12 protein-coding genes, 1 tRNA gene, 4 pseudogenes and 1 riboswitch are annotated in these 17777 nt (G+C 69.8%); of the genes and pseudogenes, 8 read left to right on the top strand and 9 right to left on the bottom strand.

What is annotated here, in order from left to right; genetic code table 11:
- Positions 1–13: 13 nt before the first annotated feature.
- The 3 genes and pseudogenes from AV541_RS07145 to hisS form a co-directional block, all read right to left on the bottom strand.
- Positions 14–906 (bottom strand): annotated as a pseudogene (locus AV541_RS07145) (PhzF family phenazine biosynthesis protein).
- Positions 899–2644, bottom strand: a complete 1746-nt coding sequence (gene aspS, locus AV541_RS07140; protein WP_060384587.1) for an aspartate--tRNA ligase — start codon at positions 2642–2644, stop codon at positions 899–901. Before aspS ends, AV541_RS07145 begins: the two are co-directional and overlap by 8 nt.
- Positions 2645–2668: 24 nt before the next feature.
- Positions 2669–3933 (bottom strand): annotated as a pseudogene (hisS, locus tag AV541_RS07135) (histidine--tRNA ligase).
- Between the two features lie 44 nt (positions 3934–3977).
- On the opposite strand from hisS, the gene AV541_RS07130 reads away from it, so the two are divergent.
- Entirely contained in the window at positions 3978–4295 is a 318-nt protein-coding gene (locus AV541_RS07130) for a hypothetical protein (protein ID WP_008632105.1), read from the top strand.
- A 454-nt stretch (positions 4296–4749) separates the two neighbouring features.
- Here the strand turns inward: AV541_RS07130 and AV541_RS07125 are convergent, their stop codons facing one another.
- The 5 genes from AV541_RS07125 to AV541_RS07105 form a co-directional block, all read right to left on the bottom strand.
- Positions 4750–5769, bottom strand: coding sequence for an ABC transporter ATP-binding protein (locus AV541_RS07125; protein ID WP_082709658.1), 1020 nt, complete (start codon positions 5767–5769; stop codon positions 4750–4752).
- Positions 5739–6413 carry a molybdate ABC transporter permease subunit gene (modB, locus tag AV541_RS07120; RefSeq protein ID WP_060384586.1) on the bottom strand — a complete coding sequence of 225 codons (675 nt, stop codon included), beginning with the start codon at positions 6411–6413 and terminating at the stop codon, positions 5739–5741. The genes AV541_RS07125 and modB overlap by 31 nt, the downstream gene beginning before the upstream one ends.
- Positions 6413–7285, bottom strand: a complete 873-nt coding sequence (gene modA, locus AV541_RS07115; protein WP_060384585.1) for a molybdate ABC transporter substrate-binding protein — start codon at positions 7283–7285, stop codon at positions 6413–6415. The genes modB and modA overlap by 1 nt, the downstream gene beginning before the upstream one ends.
- Positions 7276–7400: riboswitch (molybdenum cofactor riboswitch) on the bottom strand. (Overlaps the previous gene by 10 nt.)
- A gap of 103 nt (positions 7401–7503) precedes the next feature.
- On the bottom strand, positions 7504–8121 hold the full coding sequence (locus tag AV541_RS07110; protein WP_060384584.1) for a uracil-DNA glycosylase: 618 nt from the start codon (positions 8119–8121) through the stop codon (positions 7504–7506).
- Positions 8118–8486, bottom strand: coding sequence for a hypothetical protein (locus AV541_RS07105; RefSeq protein ID WP_008632112.1), 369 nt, complete (start codon positions 8484–8486; stop codon positions 8118–8120). The genes AV541_RS07110 and AV541_RS07105 overlap by 4 nt, the downstream gene beginning before the upstream one ends.
- Before the next feature lie 80 nt (positions 8487–8566).
- Here AV541_RS07105 and AV541_RS07100 point away from each other — a divergent pair, with 80 nt between their 5' ends.
- The 7 genes and pseudogenes from AV541_RS07100 (at position 8567) to AV541_RS07070 (ending at position 14992) form a co-directional block, all read left to right on the top strand.
- On the top strand, positions 8567–9631 hold the full coding sequence (locus AV541_RS07100; protein WP_060384583.1) for a hypothetical protein: 1065 nt from the start codon (positions 8567–8569) through the stop codon (positions 9629–9631).
- Positions 9632–10198 (top strand): DUF3108 domain-containing protein, encoded by a 567-nt coding sequence (locus AV541_RS07095; RefSeq protein WP_060384582.1) that lies wholly within the window; start codon positions 9632–9634, stop codon positions 10196–10198.
- Between the two features lie 30 nt (positions 10199–10228).
- A pseudogene (gene hisD / locus AV541_RS07090) lies at positions 10229–11466 on the top strand (histidinol dehydrogenase).
- The gene (locus tag AV541_RS07085) at positions 11463–12260 is read left to right on the top strand and encodes a helical backbone metal receptor (protein WP_060384581.1); all 798 of its coding nucleotides are present in this window, start codon (positions 11463–11465) and stop codon (positions 12258–12260) included. Before hisD ends, AV541_RS07085 begins: the two are co-directional and overlap by 4 nt.
- Positions 12261–12295: 35 nt before the next feature.
- Positions 12296–13705: a S8 family peptidase gene (locus AV541_RS07080; protein ID WP_060384840.1), complete on the top strand. Its 1410-nt coding sequence runs from the start codon at positions 12296–12298 to the stop codon at positions 13703–13705.
- 35 nt (positions 13706–13740) lie between these two features.
- Positions 13741–14890 (top strand): annotated as a pseudogene (locus AV541_RS13135) (LCP family protein).
- Between the two features lie 14 nt (positions 14891–14904).
- Positions 14905–14992 (top strand) — tRNA-Leu (locus AV541_RS07070).
- Between the two features lie 45 nt (positions 14993–15037).
- On the opposite strand, the gene acnA is transcribed toward AV541_RS07070, so the two are convergent.
- A complete protein-coding gene (acnA, locus tag AV541_RS07065; RefSeq protein ID WP_060384580.1) occupies positions 15038–17746 on the bottom strand; it encodes an aconitate hydratase AcnA in 2709 nt (902 codons plus the stop codon).
- Positions 17747–17777 lie beyond the last annotated feature (31 nt).

Raw genomic sequence — 17777 nt, 5'->3', positions numbered from 1 at the left:
GGCTTCCCCGCGCTCAAACCTCCCCCGTCTGGACGATCACCGCCTCGCCCCCGATCTGGACGCTGTAGGGCTCGCCCGTGGGGCTGTACTCCACCTGGACCTCCACCACCCCCGGGTTGCCTAGGTGGTGCCCCTGGTAGACGGTGAGGAGGACCTTTCCTTCCCGCCTAGGCACGACCCCGGCCCGGGCGAGGAGGGCCCCCAAGGCGGCGTTGGCCGAGCCCGTGACCGGGTCCTCGGGGATGCCGAGGAGGGGGGCGAAATCCCGGGCGTAGAAGCTCCTCGGCCCCATGGGGGCGTAGGCGTGGATCGTGGCCACGTCCAGCCGGAAGCAGAGCGCCTTGAGCCGTTCCATCTCCGGTTCCAGGGCGTCCACCACCCCGGGGGCGATGAGGGGCACAAAAAGGCTCCAAAGCCCGGTGAAGGCCACCCCGTAGGGGAGGCCCCGGTGGAGGTAGCGCTCGTCGGAGCCCAGGGCCTCGAGGACCTCCCTCAGGGCCCGGTAGGGGGGAAGGTCACGGAACCGGGGGGCGGGGCCTCTGACCCAGGCCTTGCGGGGTTCTCCCGCTTCCAAGACGAGCTCCACGGGCAGCACCTCCGTGGGCGTGTGGAGGTAAAGGCGCGTCGTCCCTTCCGGCATCAGGCCGGTGCGGGCCGCGGTGAGGCCCACGGCCACGGCGGCGTGCCCGGAGAACTCCACCTCCCCCCCGGGGTGAAGAAGCGGACGGAGAGGGCCAAGCCGGTGCGCTCCAGGAGGAAGGCGGCCTCGGCCGTCCCCAGGCTTTGGGCCACCGCCCGCATCTCCTCCGGGGACATCCCCCGGGCGTCCAGGACCACGGCCACCCGGTTGCCCGCCCCGGGGGCGGGGGCGAAGACGTCCACCAGGACGTAGGGGATCCTAGCCATGGCGGATCACCTGAAGCCCCAGCTCCCTAAGCTGCTCCTCGGGCACGGGGCTCGGGGCTCCGGTCAGGGGGTCCTTGCCCTCCTTGTTCTTGGGGAAGGCGATGACCTCGCGGATGGAGGGGCTTCCCGTCATGAGGGCGAGGAGGCGGTCCAGCCCCCAGGCGATGCCCCCGTGGGGCGGGGCCCCGTACTCCAGGGCCTCGAGGAAGAACCCGAACTTCTCCCTTTGCTCCTCCTCGCCGATGCCGAGAAGCCGGAAGACCCGGGCCTGGAGCCTGGGGTCGTGGATGCGGATGGACCCCCCGCCCACCTCCACCCCGTTGAGGACGAGGTCGTAGGCCAAGGCCCGCACCCTCCCCGGCTCCTGTTCCAGGAGGGGCAGGTCCTCGGGGTGGGGGCTCGTGAAGGGGTGGTGCATGTAGGTCCAGGCCTCTTCCTCCTCGTCCCACTCCAAAAGGGGAAAGTCCACCACCCAGAGGAAGGACCACCCCTCCCGCTTGAGGCCCAAGAGGTCCGCCGCCCTAAGCCGCACCGCCCCCAGGGCCGTGGCCGCCACCTTGCGGGGCCCCGCCACGAAGAGGAGGGTGTCCCCGGGCCTGGCCTCCGTGGCTTGGAGCAAAGCTTCCCGCACGGGTTCTAAAAACTTGGCTACACCTCCGGAAAACCCCCCCTCCTCCACCCGGGCCCAGGCGAGGCCCTGGGCCTTGTGGCGCTTGGCCACCTCCTCCAGCTCGGCGATCTCCTTGCGGGAGAGGGCCTTGGGGGCGGCCAGGGCCTTGACGCTTTCTGCCTCCCGGAAGACCCGGAAGTCCCCCTGGCGGAAGAGGGGGCCCACCTCCTTGAGCTCCAGGCCGAAGCGGAGGTCGGGCTTGTCGGAGCCGTAGCGCTCCATGGCCTCCTCGTAGGAAAGCCGGGGGAAGGGGAGGGGAAGCTCCACCCCCAACGCCTCGCGGAAGACGTGGGCCATGAGGCGCTCGTTGAGCTCCAGGACGTCCTCCACCTCCACGAAGCTCATCTCCAGGTCCAGCTGGGTGAAGTCGGGCTGGCGGTCGGCGCGGAGGTCCTCGTCCCGGAAGCAGCGGGCGATCTGGAAGTAGCGGTCCAGCCCCGCCACCATCAGCATCTGCTTGAAGAGCTGGGGGGACTGGGGCAGGGCGTAGAAGAGGCCGGGCTCGTGGCGGTAGGGCACCAGGAAGTCCCGGGCCCCTTCCGGGGTGCTTTTGGTGAGAAAGGGGGTTTCCACCTGGACGAACCCCTCCCGGTCCAGGAAGTCCCAGATGGCCTTGATGACCCGGTGGCGCAGGCGCAGGTTCTCCTGCATGCGCCGCCTTCTTAGGTCCAGGTAGCGGTACTTGAGGCGGAGCTCCTCACTTGCCTCCTTCTCCTCCTCCCCCCGCCAGCCCGCGTCCACGGGGAAGGGGGGCGTCTTGGCCTCGGCGAGGACCTCGAGGGAAGAGAGCTCCACCTCCACCCGCCCCGTGGCGAGGCGGGGGTTGGGCTCGGGGCGGAGGCGCACGAGGCCTTTGGCCCGCACCACCCACTCGGGGCGCACCCGTTCGGCGGTGGCGTAGGCGGGGCTAGCGGGGTGGGCCACGAGCTGGACCAGGCCCTCCCGGTCCCTGAGGTCTAAAAAGATGAGGCCCCCGAGGTCGCGGCGGCGGTTGACCCAGCCCTCGAGGACCACCTCCTCGCCCACGTGGGTTTCCCTCAGGCTTCCGGCGTAGTGGGTGCGACGCATAATCCTCCCAAGCTTACCGGATTCTCACCCGAGGGCCTGGAGGAGGTAGCCCGGAACCTCCTCCCGGCTTAAGCGCACCTGCTCCCCGGTGGCGAGCCTCTTCAGGGTCACCTCCCCCGCCCGGAGCTCGTCCTCGCCCAGGAAGCCCGCGAAGGCCGCCCCCCGCTTCAGGGCCTCCTCCAGGCCCTTGGCCGGCTTCCTGGGGGCGAGGGCGTACTCGGCCCGGAGGCGGGGCCTCAGGGCCTCGGCCAGGTAGAAGGCCTCCTCCACCGCCTCCTCCGTGAGGGGGATGAGGTAGAGGTCGGGGCCCTTCTCCTCGGGGAGGCCGAAGCCCTCGGCCTCGAGGGCCAGGGCCACCCGCTCCACCCCGAAGGCGAACCCCACTCCCGGCACCCGGGGCCCCCCAGAAGCTCGGAAAGCCCGTCGTACCGCCCCCCGCCTCCCAGGGCGGACTGGGCTCCGATCTCCTCGTGGTGCACCTCAAAGGCGGTGCGCACGTAGTAGTCCAGCCCCCGCACCAAGGCGGGCTCCAGCTCGTAGGGGACGGAAAGCCTTTCCAGGTGGCGCTCCACCTTGTGGAGGTGGGCCCTCGCCTCCTCCCCCAGGAAGTCCAGCATGGGCCTCACCCCGAGCTCCTTGAGGAGGGCCTGGTCTTTCTCGCTTTTGGAGTCCAGGATGCGCATGGGGTTGAGCTCCAAGCGCTCCTTGGAGTCCTCGGAGAGGGCCTCCTTGTGGGGGGAGAGGACCTCCTTTAGGTAGGCGTTGTAGCGCGCCCGGTCCTCGGGGTCCCCCACGGAGGAGAGCTTGACCTTGAGGCGCCTAAGGCCGAGCTCCTTCAGGCACTCGTAGAGGAGGACCACGGCCTCGGCGTCCAGGATGGGGTTTTCCGAGCCCAAGGCCTCGTAGTTCACCTGGTGGAACTGGCGGTACCGCCCCTTTTGGGGGCGCTCGGCCCGGAACATGGGCCCCGCCATCCAGAGCCTCACGGGCTGGGGCCAGACCTTCATCCCGTGCTCCAGGTAGGCCCGGACCATGGCGGCCGTGCCCTCGGGGCGCAAGGTTAGGGAGCGCCCGCCCCGGTCCTGGAAGGTGAACATCTCCTTGCGCACGATGTCCGTGGCCGCCCCCACGCCCTTCTCAAAGACCTGGGTTTCCTCAAAGATGGGGGTGACGAGCTCCAGGGCCCCCGCCGCCTCCAAGACCTTGCGGGCGGTGGCCACGATGCGCTGGTGCATCCTGAGCTCCTTGCCGAAAAGATCCTTGGTGCCCCGCACGGCCCGAGCGGTCATACCCTTCCACTTTACGGGAAAGGGGGCCCTGGTATCCTGAGGCCGTGCCGGGGTGGAAGAGGCTCGGGCTCCTCGCCCTTTACGTCCTCCTCACCCTGGTGGCCTCCACCGGGGTGGCCCTCCAGCTCTACCTCATGGAGCGGCAGAACCCCGCCCTCCAGGCGGACTGCCGCGCCCCGGGAGAGGAGGTGCACCACAGCCTCCTCTGCGGCCTCCAGCTCGCCCCGGGCCTCCCCCCCGTGGACCCGCCCGCCCCGCCGGGGCCCATGGCCTTCTTTAGGGTCCGGCCGGAGGCCCGGGCGGGCTTTCCCCCGCCTTTCCCGCTTCCCGGCCCCCCGCGCGCCCCGCCCTTCCTCGCCTAAAGGCCAGGACGGAGGACTTTCGGCCTTGGACGAAAGGAGGTGCGCGGTGCGCGTGGTGGTGTGGACGGACGACCTTTCCCTTTACGCCCGGCTCGCCCCGGCGCTTTGGGCGGCGGGCGTGGCGGTGTCCTGGCGCGAGGCGGAGGGGCTTGCTCTGGCCGACCTCGCCCACCTGGAGCGGGGGGAGGTCTTCTTCTGGCCCACCCCGTGGGGCCTGCGGGTCTACGACCCCAGGCGGCGGGCCTTCCTCACCCGCAAGGACGACCCCAAGACCCTGGCCGAGGGGCTTCGCGGCCGGCTCGGCCTGCGGCTCACCGGGCGGGAGGCCGGGGTCCTGGAGGCCCTCGGTCGGGGGGTGGAGCCTAGGCCTTCCGCCTTGGGCCGGGCCCTGGGCCTCGCCCCCTGGCAGGCCCGCTTCGCCCTCCAGGGGCTTGCACGGAAGTTCGGCCTGAGCCTAGAGGCCCTCCTTTGCCTCGCCCGGCATCAGGTGCAGGTAGCGGGGCTTCAGGACCACCTTGATCCGCCTCCCGGGCGCGAGGTGGAGCCTGGCCTGCACGTGCCGGGGGAGGAGGAGGGTGAGGGCGAGGGGGCCCTGGAAGCGCCCCCGGTAGGCCAGGCCCTGGGGGTAGAGGCTTTCCAGTAGGCCTTCCAGGACGTTTTCCGGGGGTGGGGGGCGGTCCTCCCGCACCACGATGACCTCGGCCGCCCGCACCCCCACGTAGACCCGGCCTCCCGGCCGGGCCCAGGGGGGGAGGGGAAGGCGGAGGCGGACGCCTTCCGCCTCCACCCCGCCCTCCACCACCCGGGCGGGGAAGAGGTTCTCAAAGCCCAGAAGCCGCGCCGCGCTCGCCGTGCGCGGGGCGGCGAGGACCTCCTCCGGGGGGCCTTCCTGGAGGATCCGGCCCCCCTCGAGGACCACCAGCCAGTCGGCCAGGCCCGCAAGCTCCGGGTCGTGGCTCACCGCCAGGGTGGGCAGGCCCTCCTTGCGGATGAGGGCGGCGAGTTCCGCCAGGACCTGGTGCTTGGTCAGGGGGTCCAGGGCGCTTGTGGGCTCGTCCAGGAGGAGGAGTTCGGGCTTTCGCGCCAGCGCCCGGGCCAGGGCCACCCGCTGCCTCTGGCCCCCGGAGAGCTCGCCCGGCCGCTTGTGGGCCTCTTCCAGCAAGCCCACCCGCCCGAGGAGGGCGAGGGCCCTCGCCTTCCGGTCCCTGCCTTTTAGGGGAAAGGCCACGTTCTCCCAGGCGGTCATGTGGGGGAAGAGGGCGAGGTCCTGGGGCAAATAGCCCACGGGCCGCCTTTCCGGGGGAAGGCCGCCGAAGGGGGTGCCCTCTGCGGGGAGGAGGCCCGCCAGGGCCTTGAGGAGGCTGGTCTTGCCCGCCCCGCTTTGCCCTAGGAGCACGGTGAAGCCCCGCACCTGGAAGCGGGCCTCGAGGCGAACGGGCCGGTTCAGCTGGTAGTGGACCTCCAGGAGCGCCACCTCCCTTCCAGGGCCCGCACCAGGGCGAGGAGGAAGAGGCTTAGGCCGAGGAGGACCAGGCTCGCCCGGACCGCCTCGGCGAAGCGCAGCGCCTGGACCAGGTCGTAGAGGTAGATGCTCACCATCTGGGTCTTCCCCGGGATGGAGCCCCCCACCATCAGGACCACCCCGAACTCCCCCAGGGTGTGGGCGAAGGCGAGGAGGGTGCCGGAGAGGAGGCCAGGCCAGACCAGGGGGAGGACCACCCGGGCGAGGATCCGGTGGCGGGGGACCCCCAGGGTGCGGGCCACCTCCAGGAGGTTCGGGTCCAGGGCCAGGAAGGCCTCCCGGTAGGCGGTGAGGGCGAAGGGGAGGCTGAAGAGGACGCTGGCGAGGACCAGGCCCTCAAAGCGGAAGGCCCAGGACGCCCCAAAGAGCCTCGCCCACGGCCCCTCGGGCCCAAGGAAGAGGAGGAGGTAGAAGCCCAGGACAGTAGGAGGCAGGACAAGGGGAAGGAGGAAGACCGCTTCCAGCAACGCCTTCACGGGAAAGCGGCGGAAGGCGAGGAGCCAGGCGAGGGGCGCGCCCGCAAGGAGGAGGATCCCCGAGGCCAAGGCGGCCACCCGGAGGGAGAGGAAGAGGGCGTCCCAGAAGAGGGGGTCCATCACTCCCCGGGAAGGAGGAAGCCGTAGCGCCGGAAGACGGCCCGGGCCTCGGGGCTTCCCACGTAAGCGTGAAAGGCCAGGACCTCGGGGCGGCCGCGCCCCTTGAGGACGAGGTAGTCCTGCTCCAGAGGGAGGTGGCTCCCGAGGGGGGCGAGCCAGTACGCTCCCGCCCCGGAGAGGCTTTCGTGGACCGCCAGGGAGAGGGCGAGGAGGCCCACCCGGGTGGCGGCGAGGGCGAGCTGGGCCGTCTGAGAGATGTTCTCCCCGTAGACGAAGGCGAAGCGGGGCTTCCCTTGGCGCAAGGGCGTGGCGTCCCAGTAGGCCTCCACCCCCCCGGTGAGCCTTTCCCAGGGGATCTCCTCCCAGGAGAGGAGGGGGAAGGGCTTGGCCAGGCCGGGGAGGGGGACGTCCTTGCGCCGCAAAAGCCCCAGGTGCTCCAGGAGGGTGACGGCGGCCCGGCCGTAGGGGGCGTGCACGGGGTTGGCGAGGGCGAGCTGGGTCACCCTCGGGTCCTTCAGGGCCTCGGGGCCGGGCTTGAGGCCGAGCTTTTTGTCCACCCAGATGACCACCCGCCCGACGGCGTAGGGCTTCCGGGTGCCGGGTTCGGCGAGGCCTTTCCGCTCCAAAAGCTCGGGGTAGGCCTTGTCGGCGGAGAAGAAGAGGTCGGCCTCGAGGCCCTGGATGAGCTGGGCGTAGAGCTTTCCGGAGGAACCGAAGACGAGCTCCACCTTCACCCCAGGGGTTTTCCGCTCAAAGGCCTGGGCGACCTCGGTGAGGGCGTACTGGAGGTCCGAGGCCGCCACCACCCGCACCGCTTTCTGGGCGAAGGTGGGGAGGAAGAGGAGGAGAAGGGCCACCAAGCGTCTTCCCATGCGCACCTCCTTTGCGACCGCGGCAGGCGGCGGGGTTGCCCCCGCCACCCCGGGGCCCAAAGGCCCGGCCCGGAAGGCCCGGGGGGTCTTTCCGGGCTCGGAGGCAAGGCCATCCTACAAAACCGCTCCCAGGGGCGGAAGCCCCGGGAAAGCGCCCTGCCTGGGCTCGGGACCCCGCCCCCGGTAAGAGCGTCCCAGGGGACGGGGGCGAAGGGCGCTTAAAAGAGGGGCTCCTGGCTCACCGCCTTCACCGGGCGCCGCTCCTTGGGGGGGAGGGCGTCCAGGGCCCGCTTGACCTCTTGAATGTCCAGCCAGGTGAGGTGCTTGGGGCTTCCCGGGGCCCGGCTCGGGTTCCTGAGGAGGTAGGCGGGGTGGAACATGGGGAAGACCTTGATCCCGTGCCACTCGTACCACTTCCCCCGCACCTTGGTGATGGAGACCTTCTCCCCCAGGAAGAACTCGGCGGCCACCGCCCCCAAGGGGACGATGATCTGAGGGGCGATGAGCTCAATCTGCTTGAGGAGCCACTTGTCCGTGCAGATCTTGGCCTCGTCGGGAAGGGGGGCGCGGTTTTGCGGGGGGCGGCACTTGACGATGTTGGTGATGTAGACCTCCTCCCTGGAAATCCCCGCCGCCTCCAGGATGCGGTTTAGAAGCTGCCCCGCCTTGCCCACGAAGGGGCGGCCCGTCTTGTCCTCTTCTTCCCCGGGGCCTTCCCCCACGATCATGAGGTTTGCGTCCGGGTTTCCCTCCCCGAAGACCACCCGGGTCCGGCCCTCCGCGAGGCGGCAGGCGGTGCAGTTTTGCGCCTGGGCCTGAAGCAGTTCCAGGGTCATTGCAGGGGCTTGCGGGCCTTGCGGGCCTCGCGGCGGACCTTGGGGTCCAGGCCGATCATCAGGAAGAAGTTCTCCAGGGCGTTTTCCTGGCCCTTGATCTCGGGGTACTGGTCCTCGGGCGTCCCGGTGACGAAGGGCAAGGAGCGGTAGAGTTCCAGGGCGTAGGCCACGGCGGCCTCCGGGCCCTCGCGCTCCGCCACCTCGGCCAGCTTGGCGTAGACCTCGCGCCGGGCCTCGGCGTGGCGGCGGAAGACCTCGGGGTTGGGAGTCTCCGGCGCCCGCAACACGTCCTGCTTGGCGATGCGGCGGTAGTGCTTGAGCCCGCGAACGATCTCTTCCGTGGTGAGCGTCACCTTGAACTCCATGCCCCCTCCTTTTCGGGTCCTGGGACCCGGCCTCGCCCCGATTATAAATCCCCTCATGGGGGGTGCGTATACTTGGAGGGATGGAGCTTCTCGGGTCCTACTGGCTAAGGCGGGCCTTGGCCCGCCTCGCTTCCCTGACCGTTTACGAGGGCCAGGACACCCGGACCGGGATGCCGGTGATGGTCCTCGTGGGGGCGAAGGGCGAGCCCGTGGAGGCGGAGGGGAGCCTCAAGGTCCTGGACCGCCTCGAGGACGCCCTCGTCCTGGAATGGCCCCTAGGGGCCGTCCCCTTGAGCCAGTACGCGGGCGTGGCAGACCCCGACCGCCTCGCCCACTGGGTGCGGGAGATCGCCAAGCGCCTCGCCGCGCTTGAGGCCCAGGGCATCCGCTACGCCCCCCGGGCCGAGCTCGTCCTGGTGAAGGGGCGGAGCGTCTGGCTCGTGGGGCCGGGGCTCGAGGCCCTTGCGGGGGAGGCCGCTCCCGCCCTCTTGGAGCTCGCCCGCCTCCTCGCCGGGCCCAGGTGGGAGGAGTTCCCCTTGCGGGAGGTCCTCGCGCGCCTCGCCCGGGGGGAGGTGGGGCTGGAGGCCCTCTGGGCGCCTCCACCGGAGGAGGCCCCCGCTCCCGAGGCGGCCAAGGAGAAGGAGGCCGAGGCCAGGCGGCTTCCCGTGGAGGTGGAGGCGGCGGAGGCCTCCCCGCCCGCTTCGCCCGGGCCGCCGCGGGAGGAGCCCACGCCGAGCCGCCCCCGGGTCATCCGCATTGAGGAGCCCGAGGACCCGCCCTTTCCCGTGGTGGAGCCCCGGCCCTCGAGGGGAGGGCGGCGGGCGGTGGGCCTCGTCCTCTTCCTCCTTCTGCTCCTGGGGGCGGCCGGGGCCTACATGGGCCTCTTCCGGCCCCAGGGAGGGGCGGCGCGGGACTACCCCATGGAGTTCCGCACCGACCCCCCCACGGAGAAGGCCCTGGTCTACGTCCTGGAGGCCCCCGAGGGGGCGGGGCTTGAGCCCGGGAGCCTCCTCCTCGAGGCCCCGGGGCGGGTGCGCTTCCCCGTCCCCGGGGTGTATCGGCTCCGCATCCAAGTGCCGGGGCGGGAGCCCGTGGACTACCTCCTGGAGGTGCCGGGCCCGCCCCTCACCATCAAGGTGCGCTAGATGAAGGAGGTCTACCGCTACGCCTACCACTACGCCGGCCGGCCCGTGGGGGAGGGCCGCCTCGAGGTGGAGCGGCGCAAAAGGGGGGTGCGGGCCAGCCTCCAGGCCGAGTTCCTCCCCCCCTTGCCCCCCGGGCGCCAGCGCTGGCAGACGGAGTTGGACGCGGAGGGCTTCTCCCTCCGCTTCCAGGAGCGGGTGGAGGGGAAGGAGGTCCGCGTCTTCACCGTGGAGCGCCTGGAGGAGGAGGGCGTGGTCCTGGTGAGCCAGGGGAAGGAGAGCCTGGCCTACCCCTACCTCGCCCCCTACCACGACCCCCTCTCCCTCTTTCTCGCCCTCCCGGGCCTCGCCCTCGAGCCCGGGGAGGTGGTCCGCTTCCCCATGCCCGGGGGCCGGGTCTACGTGGAGCGCCTCCCCGACGTGGAAGTGGAGGGGAAGGCGCGGCGGCAGTACCGCCTGCGCCCCGGCCTCTCCCTGGTCCAGGTGGAGGAAGGGCGCCTGGTGCGCGTGGCCCAGCAGGTGGGCCGGCACGTCTTTGAGGCGGTCCTCCTGGAGGCGGAAGGCCCCTGAAGCCGTTTCCCGCGCTGGTATAGTGGGGGCATGATCTACGCCGCCGAGGAGGTGCGGGCCCGCTTCGCCCGCCGGGGCCTCTCCTTTGACCCCACGGTGGAGGAGATCGTGCGGGGCATCCTGGAGGCGGTCCGGGAGGAAGGGGACGAGGCCCTGGACCGGTTCAGCCGGGACCTGGACGGCTACCCGGTGGAGGAGGTCCCCAAGCGGGCCTGGCGGGAGGCCTACGAGGACTTGGACGAGGACCTCAGGGACGCCCTGGAGACGGCCCGGGAGCGCATAGAGGCCTTCTACCGCGAGGAGGCCCGGGGCGGCTTCCTCCGGGCCGAGGTGGGCGGGGTGCTGGCCCAGCTCGTCCGCCCCCTGGAGCGGGTGGGGGTCTACGTCCCCGGGGGAAGCGCCCCCCTCCTCTCCACCCTCCTCATGACCGTGGTCCCGGCCAAGGTGGCGGGGGTGCGGGAGGTGATCGTGGCGAGCCCCCCAAGGTCCACCCCGGGGTCCTGGCCGCCGCCTGGGTGGCGGGGGCCGACCGCCTCTTCGCCATGGGCGGGGCCCAGGCCATCGCCGCCCTGGCCTACGGCACGGGGCGCGTCCCCCGGGTGGACAAGATCGTGGGGCCGGGGAACCGCTACGTGGTGGCGGCGAAGAGGCTCGTCTACGGCACCGTGGGCATTGACGGCCTCGCCGGCCCCACGGAGACCATGATCATCGCCGACGGCTCCGCCTCCCCCAGGCTCCTCGCCGCCGACCTCCTGGCCCAGGCGGAGCACGGCCCCGACTCCGAGCCCTGGCTCCTCTCCCCGGACCGGGCCCTGTTGGAACGGGTGGAGGCCGAGCTTTCCCGGCAGCTCCAGGACCTCCCCCGGGCCGAGGTGGCCCGCCAGGCCTTGGAGAAGGGCGGGCTCGTCCTCACCAAGGACCTGGAGGAGGCCTTCGCCCTCGCCAACCTCTACGCCCCCGAGCACCTCTCCCTCGCCCTCTCGGACCCCCTCCCCTGGCTGGAGAAGGTGCAGAACGCCGGGGGGGTCTTCCTGGGGGAGGGGAGCCCCGAGGCCTTGGGCGACTACATCGCCGGGCCCAGCCACGTCATGCCCACCTCGGGGACGGCCCGCTTCCAGGGGGGGTTGGCGGTGCGGGACTTCCTGAAGGTGATCCCGGTGGTGGGCCTTTCCGAGGCCGCGGCCCGGGAGCTCGCCAAGAAAGGGGCGCTTTTGGCCCGGGCGGAGGGCCTCGAGGGCCACGCCCGCTCCCTGGACCTCAGGCGATGAGGCTCTTCCACGAACTCTTAGGCCCCCTGGAGCTTCCCGACCGCTTCTCGCGCATCGTCTCCCTGGCCCCTAACCTCACCGACGCCCTCTTTGCCCTGGGGCTTGGGGACAGGCTCGTGGGCCGGAGCGCCTTCTGCCACCGCCCGGCCCCCGTCCTCGCCCTCCCCGTGGTGGCCTCCTACACCAAGACCCGCCTGGAGCTCCTGAGGAGCCTAAAGCCTGACCTCGTCCTCCTTTCCACCGGGGTCCAGCGGGGGCAGGCCCTTAGGCTCAAGGAGGAGGGCTTTCCCATCTACGCCGTGCCCCTCCCCACGAGCCCTTACGGCATCCTGGAAAACCTCTCCACCCTGGGCCACCTCCTGGACCTGGAGGAGAAGGCCACCGCCCTCGCCCACGAGCTCGCCCTCCGCTACGCCGCCCTTCGGGGCCGCTTTGACCTCACGGTCTACTTTGAGATGGACCTGGGCGGACCCATCACCGTGGGCCGGGGAAGCTACATCGCCCAGGCCCTTTTGCACCTGGGCCTTAAGCCCATCTTCCTGGACGTGCCCCAGGCCTACTTCACGCCGGACCTGGAGGAGGTGAGGCGGAGGGCCCCGGACCTCTTCCTCTACGAGCCCAAGCCCTGGGGCAAGAACCCCCTGGAGAAGGCGAGGGCCCTGGCCCGGGAAAGGGGCTGGGACTTCCCCGTGGCCGCCACGGACGGGGACGAGCTCGCCCACTACGGGCCCATGTTCTTTGGCTTCTTAGAGAAGCTCGCCCGGAGGGTGGAGGAAACCTTAGGCCAGGCTTAAGGCGGGGCCTGGGGGTGCGGCGTATAGTGGAGGCCATGAAGCGCCTGCTCTTTGGGGCCCTTTTCCTCTCCACGGCCCTTCTCCTCACGGCCTGCCCCCAGAATCCGCCTCCCCCGCCACCTCCTCCGCCGTCCACCTGTGTTCCAACTCCCCAGGGCCTCGTCTCCCAGAGCCTTTTGCACGAGCCCCAGGGCTTGGGAGATTTCTCGGCCCCCCACGTGCCTGGGGAACTTTTAATCCTGCCCGGGGGGATCACCCCTCAGGGTCTTGCCAACCGCGTGAAGGGGGTAAGGCTTGTAGAGGGTATTCCCGGAGGTTTCGTTCGTGTACGGGTTGCCCCTGGGGAGGAAAGGGGGAAGGCAGAGGCCCTGCTCCGGGCCGGGGCACGATGGGTGCAGCCCAACTACCTTTACGATCCTCTTTACGTGCCGAACGATCCCCTATACCCAGCAAGCATGCTGGACGCTTCAAGGCTCCAACCCTACTATCGGGCTATCCACCTTGAAGCGGCTTGGGATCGCCTAGGCACCCTTCCCTGCACCCCCATAGTGGCCGTTTTGGATACTGCCTTCAACCTAGACCATCCTGATGTTCAGGGCAACTTTCTGTCAGGGCGGAACCTCACCCCAGACGGCCTGGGCCCCAACGACCTGAGCCCGTCCCCGCCCCCCCAGGGGTATGCTTATACTGACCAAGACAACCCTGACCACGGCCAGGGGGTGGCGGGGCTGGTGGCGGCCGTGGCCGACAACAACCGGGGGATTCCCGGGGTGGGCCTGAACCGGGTGAAGGTCCTCCCTCTCAAGGTCTTCTACTGGGTGGAGGGGAGCTATTCCTCCACTTCGGACGTCCTCGCGAGCGCCCTCCGCTACGCCGCCGATCAGGGGGCCGCAGTGGCCAACCTTAGCCTGGGGAGTCCCACGCCCCTGGATGGGGTAGTGCAGCAGGCCCTGGACTACGCCCTCTTCAAAGGCACCCTCCCCGTGGCCGCTTCGGGGAACGACGGGAGGGACGGGCTTCGTTACCCAGCGGCCTACCCGGGGGTTTTGGCCGTGGGCTCCGCCAAGCTAGACGGGACTCGTTCCGATTTCTCCAACTACTCCACCCAGCCTACGGACCTGGTGCTGGCGGCGGCGGGGAACAGAAACCCGCTTGAGATCCTCTGGTCCTTAGCCCTAGGGCGGAACTACCCCTATTACCAGACCCTCGGCGAGTACGATTATAGGTGGGTTGGCACTTCCTTTGCCGCGCCCCAAGCCAGCGCCTTGGCGGCGCTCTACGTGGCCAAGCACTACGCCCGCTACGGCCGAGGGCCAAGCCCCGACCAAATCCGCCTCTGCTTGACCCAAACTGCGGCCAATGGAGGCAACTACGACCCCCAGACGGGCTACGGCCTCCTCCGGGCCGACCGGGCGATGACGGACACCACCTACTGCTTCCCCTAATCCGCCTCACCCAAAGGGGGCTACACTAGGGCTTCGTGCGGCGCCTAGCGCTCCTTTTCCTGGCCCTCGCCCTCCTCGTGGGGGTTTGGGCCTTTCCCCTTTTGGGCCCCCTCTTCCGGCACGGGGCGGTCCCTAATCCCTTCGCCCTGAAGGAGCCCTTCACCCTTTTGGTCTACGGCTCGAGCCCCGAGTACGTGGGCTACCACAAGAGGGCCCCGGAGCGCTTCCGGGGCCTGGCGGACGCCATCCTCCTCGTGCGCTTGGACCCTGGGGCCAACCGGGTGGTGGTCCTCTCCATCCCCCGGGACGTTTGGGTGAACCTTCCGGGCTACGGCTGGCACAAGGTGAACGCCGCAAGCCCCCTCGGGGCCCCGAGCTCATGCGGGAGGCGGTGCGCCGCATCACCGGAGTGGCGGCGGAGCGCTACTTGGTGGTGAGCACCGAGGCGCTTCGCAAGGGGGTGGACGCCCTGGGGGGGGTGAGGGTCTGCGTGGAGAAGGCCATGCGCTACCGGGACACCGCCGCGGGCCTGGATATCCATTTGGAGCCGGGGTGCCAGGTGCTCAATGGGGAGCAGGCGGAGGGGTACCTGCGCTTCCGCAAGGACGCCCTGGGGGACATCGGCCGGGTGCAGCGGCAGCAGGCCTTCTTCCACGCCCTCAAGGACCAGATCCTCTCCCCGGCGGGCCTCTTGCGCTTGCCCCGGGCGGTGGCGGCGGTGGAGCCCTACGTGCAGACCGACCTCACCCGGGGGAGAAGGGGGCCATCCTGGGCTTCGCTACGAAGCGACCCGAGCTGGTGAGCCTCCTCCTTCCCGGCCGCTTCGCGGGTGGGGGCTGGGCGGTGGACCAGGAGGCCTTGGGGAGGCTAATAGCCCTCTACTTTCAAGGGAAAACCCTGGGGGAAGAGGCTTCCTTAGAGGGTCGGCTCGTGGCCCTGGTCTATGGCCCAGGGCAGGAGGCTTTGGTGGAGGGGGCCAAGGAAAGGCTCCATGCCTTAGGCCTAAGGGTCCTCCTTCACCCCGTGGACCTGGTTCCCGAGCGCACCGAGGTCCTGGAAAACGGCCCCGGGGCCCTGGCCGGGGCTTTGGGGAGGGCCCTTGGGGTGCCTTACCGGGTTTCGGGCGAGGCGGTCTTGGGGGCGGACCTCACCCTGCGCCTTGGCAGGGAGGGGTTTCCCCGCTAGGATGAGAAAGGCCCGCCGGGGTGGCGGAACGGTAGACGCTGCGGACTTAAAATCCGCTGGGGGGTAGCCCCCGTACGGGTTCGAGTCCCGTCCCCGGCACCAGAACGCCCCGGGCTGTAGGCCCGGGGCGTTTTCCCTCGCGTGGGCTTACTCCGTGGCCTTGGCCTCCTTCAGCATGTTGAGGAGCACGGTCTGGAGGATGCCCCCGTTCTTGTAGTAGTCCACCTCCACGGGGGTGTCCAGGCGGGCGATGGCCTGGAAGCGGATTTCGCTCCCGTCCTCCCGCTTCGCCACGATGTCCACGAGCTTCCTGGGCTTGAGGTCCTCGAGGCCCAGGATGTCGTAGACCTCGTACCCCGTGAGGCCCAGGGTCTCCCGGTTCTCTCCCGGCAGGAACTCCAGGGGCAGGACGCCCATGCCCACGAGGTTGGAGCGGTGGATCCTTTCAAAGCTTTCCGCGAGCACCGCCTTGATGCCGAGGAGGTAGGTGCCCTTGGCGGCCCAGTCGCGGCTAGAGCCGGTCCCGTACTCCTTCCCGGCGATGACCAAAAGGGGCGTGCCCTCGGCCTTGTAGCGCATGGCGACGTTGTAGACGAAGTCTACGTCCCCCTCGGGGAGCTTCTTGGCGTAGCCCCCTTCGATTCCGTCCAGCATGAGGTTCTTGATGCGGATGTTGGCGAAGGTGCCCCGCATCATCACCTCGTGGTTGCCGCGCCGGGAGCCGTAGGAGTTGAAGTCCTCCGGCTTCACCCCCTTGCTGATCAGGTACTGGCCGGCGGGGCTTTTCACGGGGATGGCGCCGGCGGGGGAGATGTGGTCCGTGGTCACGGAGTCGCCGAGGACGAGGAGGACCCGCGCCCCCCGGATATCCTCCACCTTCCGCTCGCCCAGATCCTCAAAGAAGGGCGGGTTTTGGATGTAGGTGCTCTCGGGGTCCCACTGGTAGAGCTCCCCGGTGGGGGCGGGGAGGGACTGCCAGCGCTCGTCCCCCTCAAAGACCTTGCTGTACTCCTTCTTGAAGAGCTCGGGGTCCAGGGTCTTCCTTATGGCCTCCCGGATCTCCTCCATGGAGGGCCAGATGTCCTTGAGGTAGATGGGCTTGCCGTTGGGGTCAAAGCCCAAGGGCTCCGTGGTGAAGTCAATGTCCATCCGGCCCGCCAGGGCGTAGGCCACCACCAGCATGGGGCTTGCCAGGTAGTTGGCCTTCACGTGGGGGTTGATGCGGCCCTCAAAGTTGCGGTTCCCGGAGAGGACGGCGGCCACCACCAGGTTCCCTTCCTCCACGGCCTTGGCGATGTCCTCAGGGAGGGGCCCGGAGTTGCCGATGCAGGTGGTGCAGCCGTAGCCCACCAGGTGGAAGCCCAGGGCCTCGAGGAAGGGCGTGAGCCCGCTCATCTCCAGGTAGTCCGTCACCACCTTGGAGCCGGGGGCGAGGGAGGTCTTGACCCAGGGCTTCCGGTCCAGGCCCGCCTCCACCGCCTTCTTGGCGAGAAGCCCCGCCCCGAGCATCACCGTGGGGTTGGAGGTGTTGGTGCAGCTCGTGATGGCGGCGATGACCACCGAGCCGTGGGTGAGTTCAAACTCCTCGTCTTGGCGCTTGACCAGGACCTTCCTCTGGAGCTGGTCCTCGGAGAGGCCGAAGCCCCGCTCCTTCACGGGCTTGGTGAGGTGGGCGAGGAAGCTCTCCTTCGCCTCCTTGAGGGGCACCCGGTCCTGGGGCCGCTTGGGGCCCGCCAGGGAGGGCTCCACCGTGGAGAGGTCCAGCTCCAGGTACTCGGAGTACTGGACCTTCTCCTCCGCCTCCGGGGTGCGGAAGAGACCCACCGCCTTGGTGTAGGCCTCCACCAGCTCCACAAGCTCCTCGGGCCGCCCCGTCTGGCGGAGGTAGTTCAGGGTTTCCTCGTCCACGGGGAAGAAGCCCATGGTGGCCCCGTACTCGGGGGCCATGTTGGCGATGGTGGCCCGGTCGGGGGTGGAGAGCTTGGCCACGCCGGGGCCGTAGAACTCCACGAACTTGCCCACCACCCCGTGCTTGCGCAGGATCTCGGTGATGGTGAGGACCAGGTCGGTGGCCGTGGCCCCCTCGGGAAGCTCCCCGTAGAGCTTGAAGCCCACCACCCTAGGGGCCAGCATGTAGTAGGGCTGGCCCAGCATCACCGCCTCGGCCTCGATGCCCCCCACGCCCCAGCCCAGGACGCCGAGGCCATTCACCATGGTGGTGTGGCTGTCCGTGCCCACCAGGGAGTCGGGGAAGGCCAGGGTGAGCCCGTCCCGCTTGTCCGTCATCACCACCTTGGTGAGGTACTCAATGTTCACCTGGTGGACGATGCCCGTGCCCGGAGGCACCACCCGGAAGTTCTCCAGGGCGTTCTGGGCCCACTTGAGAAGGAGGTAGCGCTCCCTATTGCGCTCGTACTCCTTCTCCACGTTGTAGAAGAAGGCGTAGGCGGTGCCGAAGGCGTCCACCTGCACCGAGTGGTCAATGACCAGATCGGCGGGCACCACGGGGTTGATGCGCTTGGGGTCCCCGCCCCGTTTGGCCACCGCATCCCGCATGGCCGCCAGGTCCACCACCGCCGGGACCCCGGTGAAGTCCTGGAGGATGACCCGGGCGAGCTTCAGGGGCACGTTGATCTCCCCGGGGTCCGGCCGCCAGCGGGCCAGCGCCTCTATGTCCTCTCGGGTGACCTGGTAGCCGTCCTCGTTGCGGAGGAGGCTTTCCAGCATCACGCGGATGGAGAAGGGGAGGCGGGAGACCTCCGTCACGCCCTTCCTTTCCAGCTCCTGTAGGTCGTAGTAGCCGTAGGTGCCGCTTTTCGTGGTCAGGGTCTTTAGGGTTTGGAAGCTGTCCTTCATGGTCCTCCTTTCCCTTCCCCCGCGAGGGCAA

Origin of the sequence: Thermus parvatiensis, assembly GCF_001535545.1 — a bacterium.
Classification (GTDB): domain Bacteria; phylum Deinococcota; class Deinococci; order Deinococcales; family Thermaceae; genus Thermus; species Thermus parvatiensis.
The sequence above is the reverse complement of the archived record's forward strand: the minus strand, read 5'-3'. Positions and strand labels throughout refer to the sequence as shown.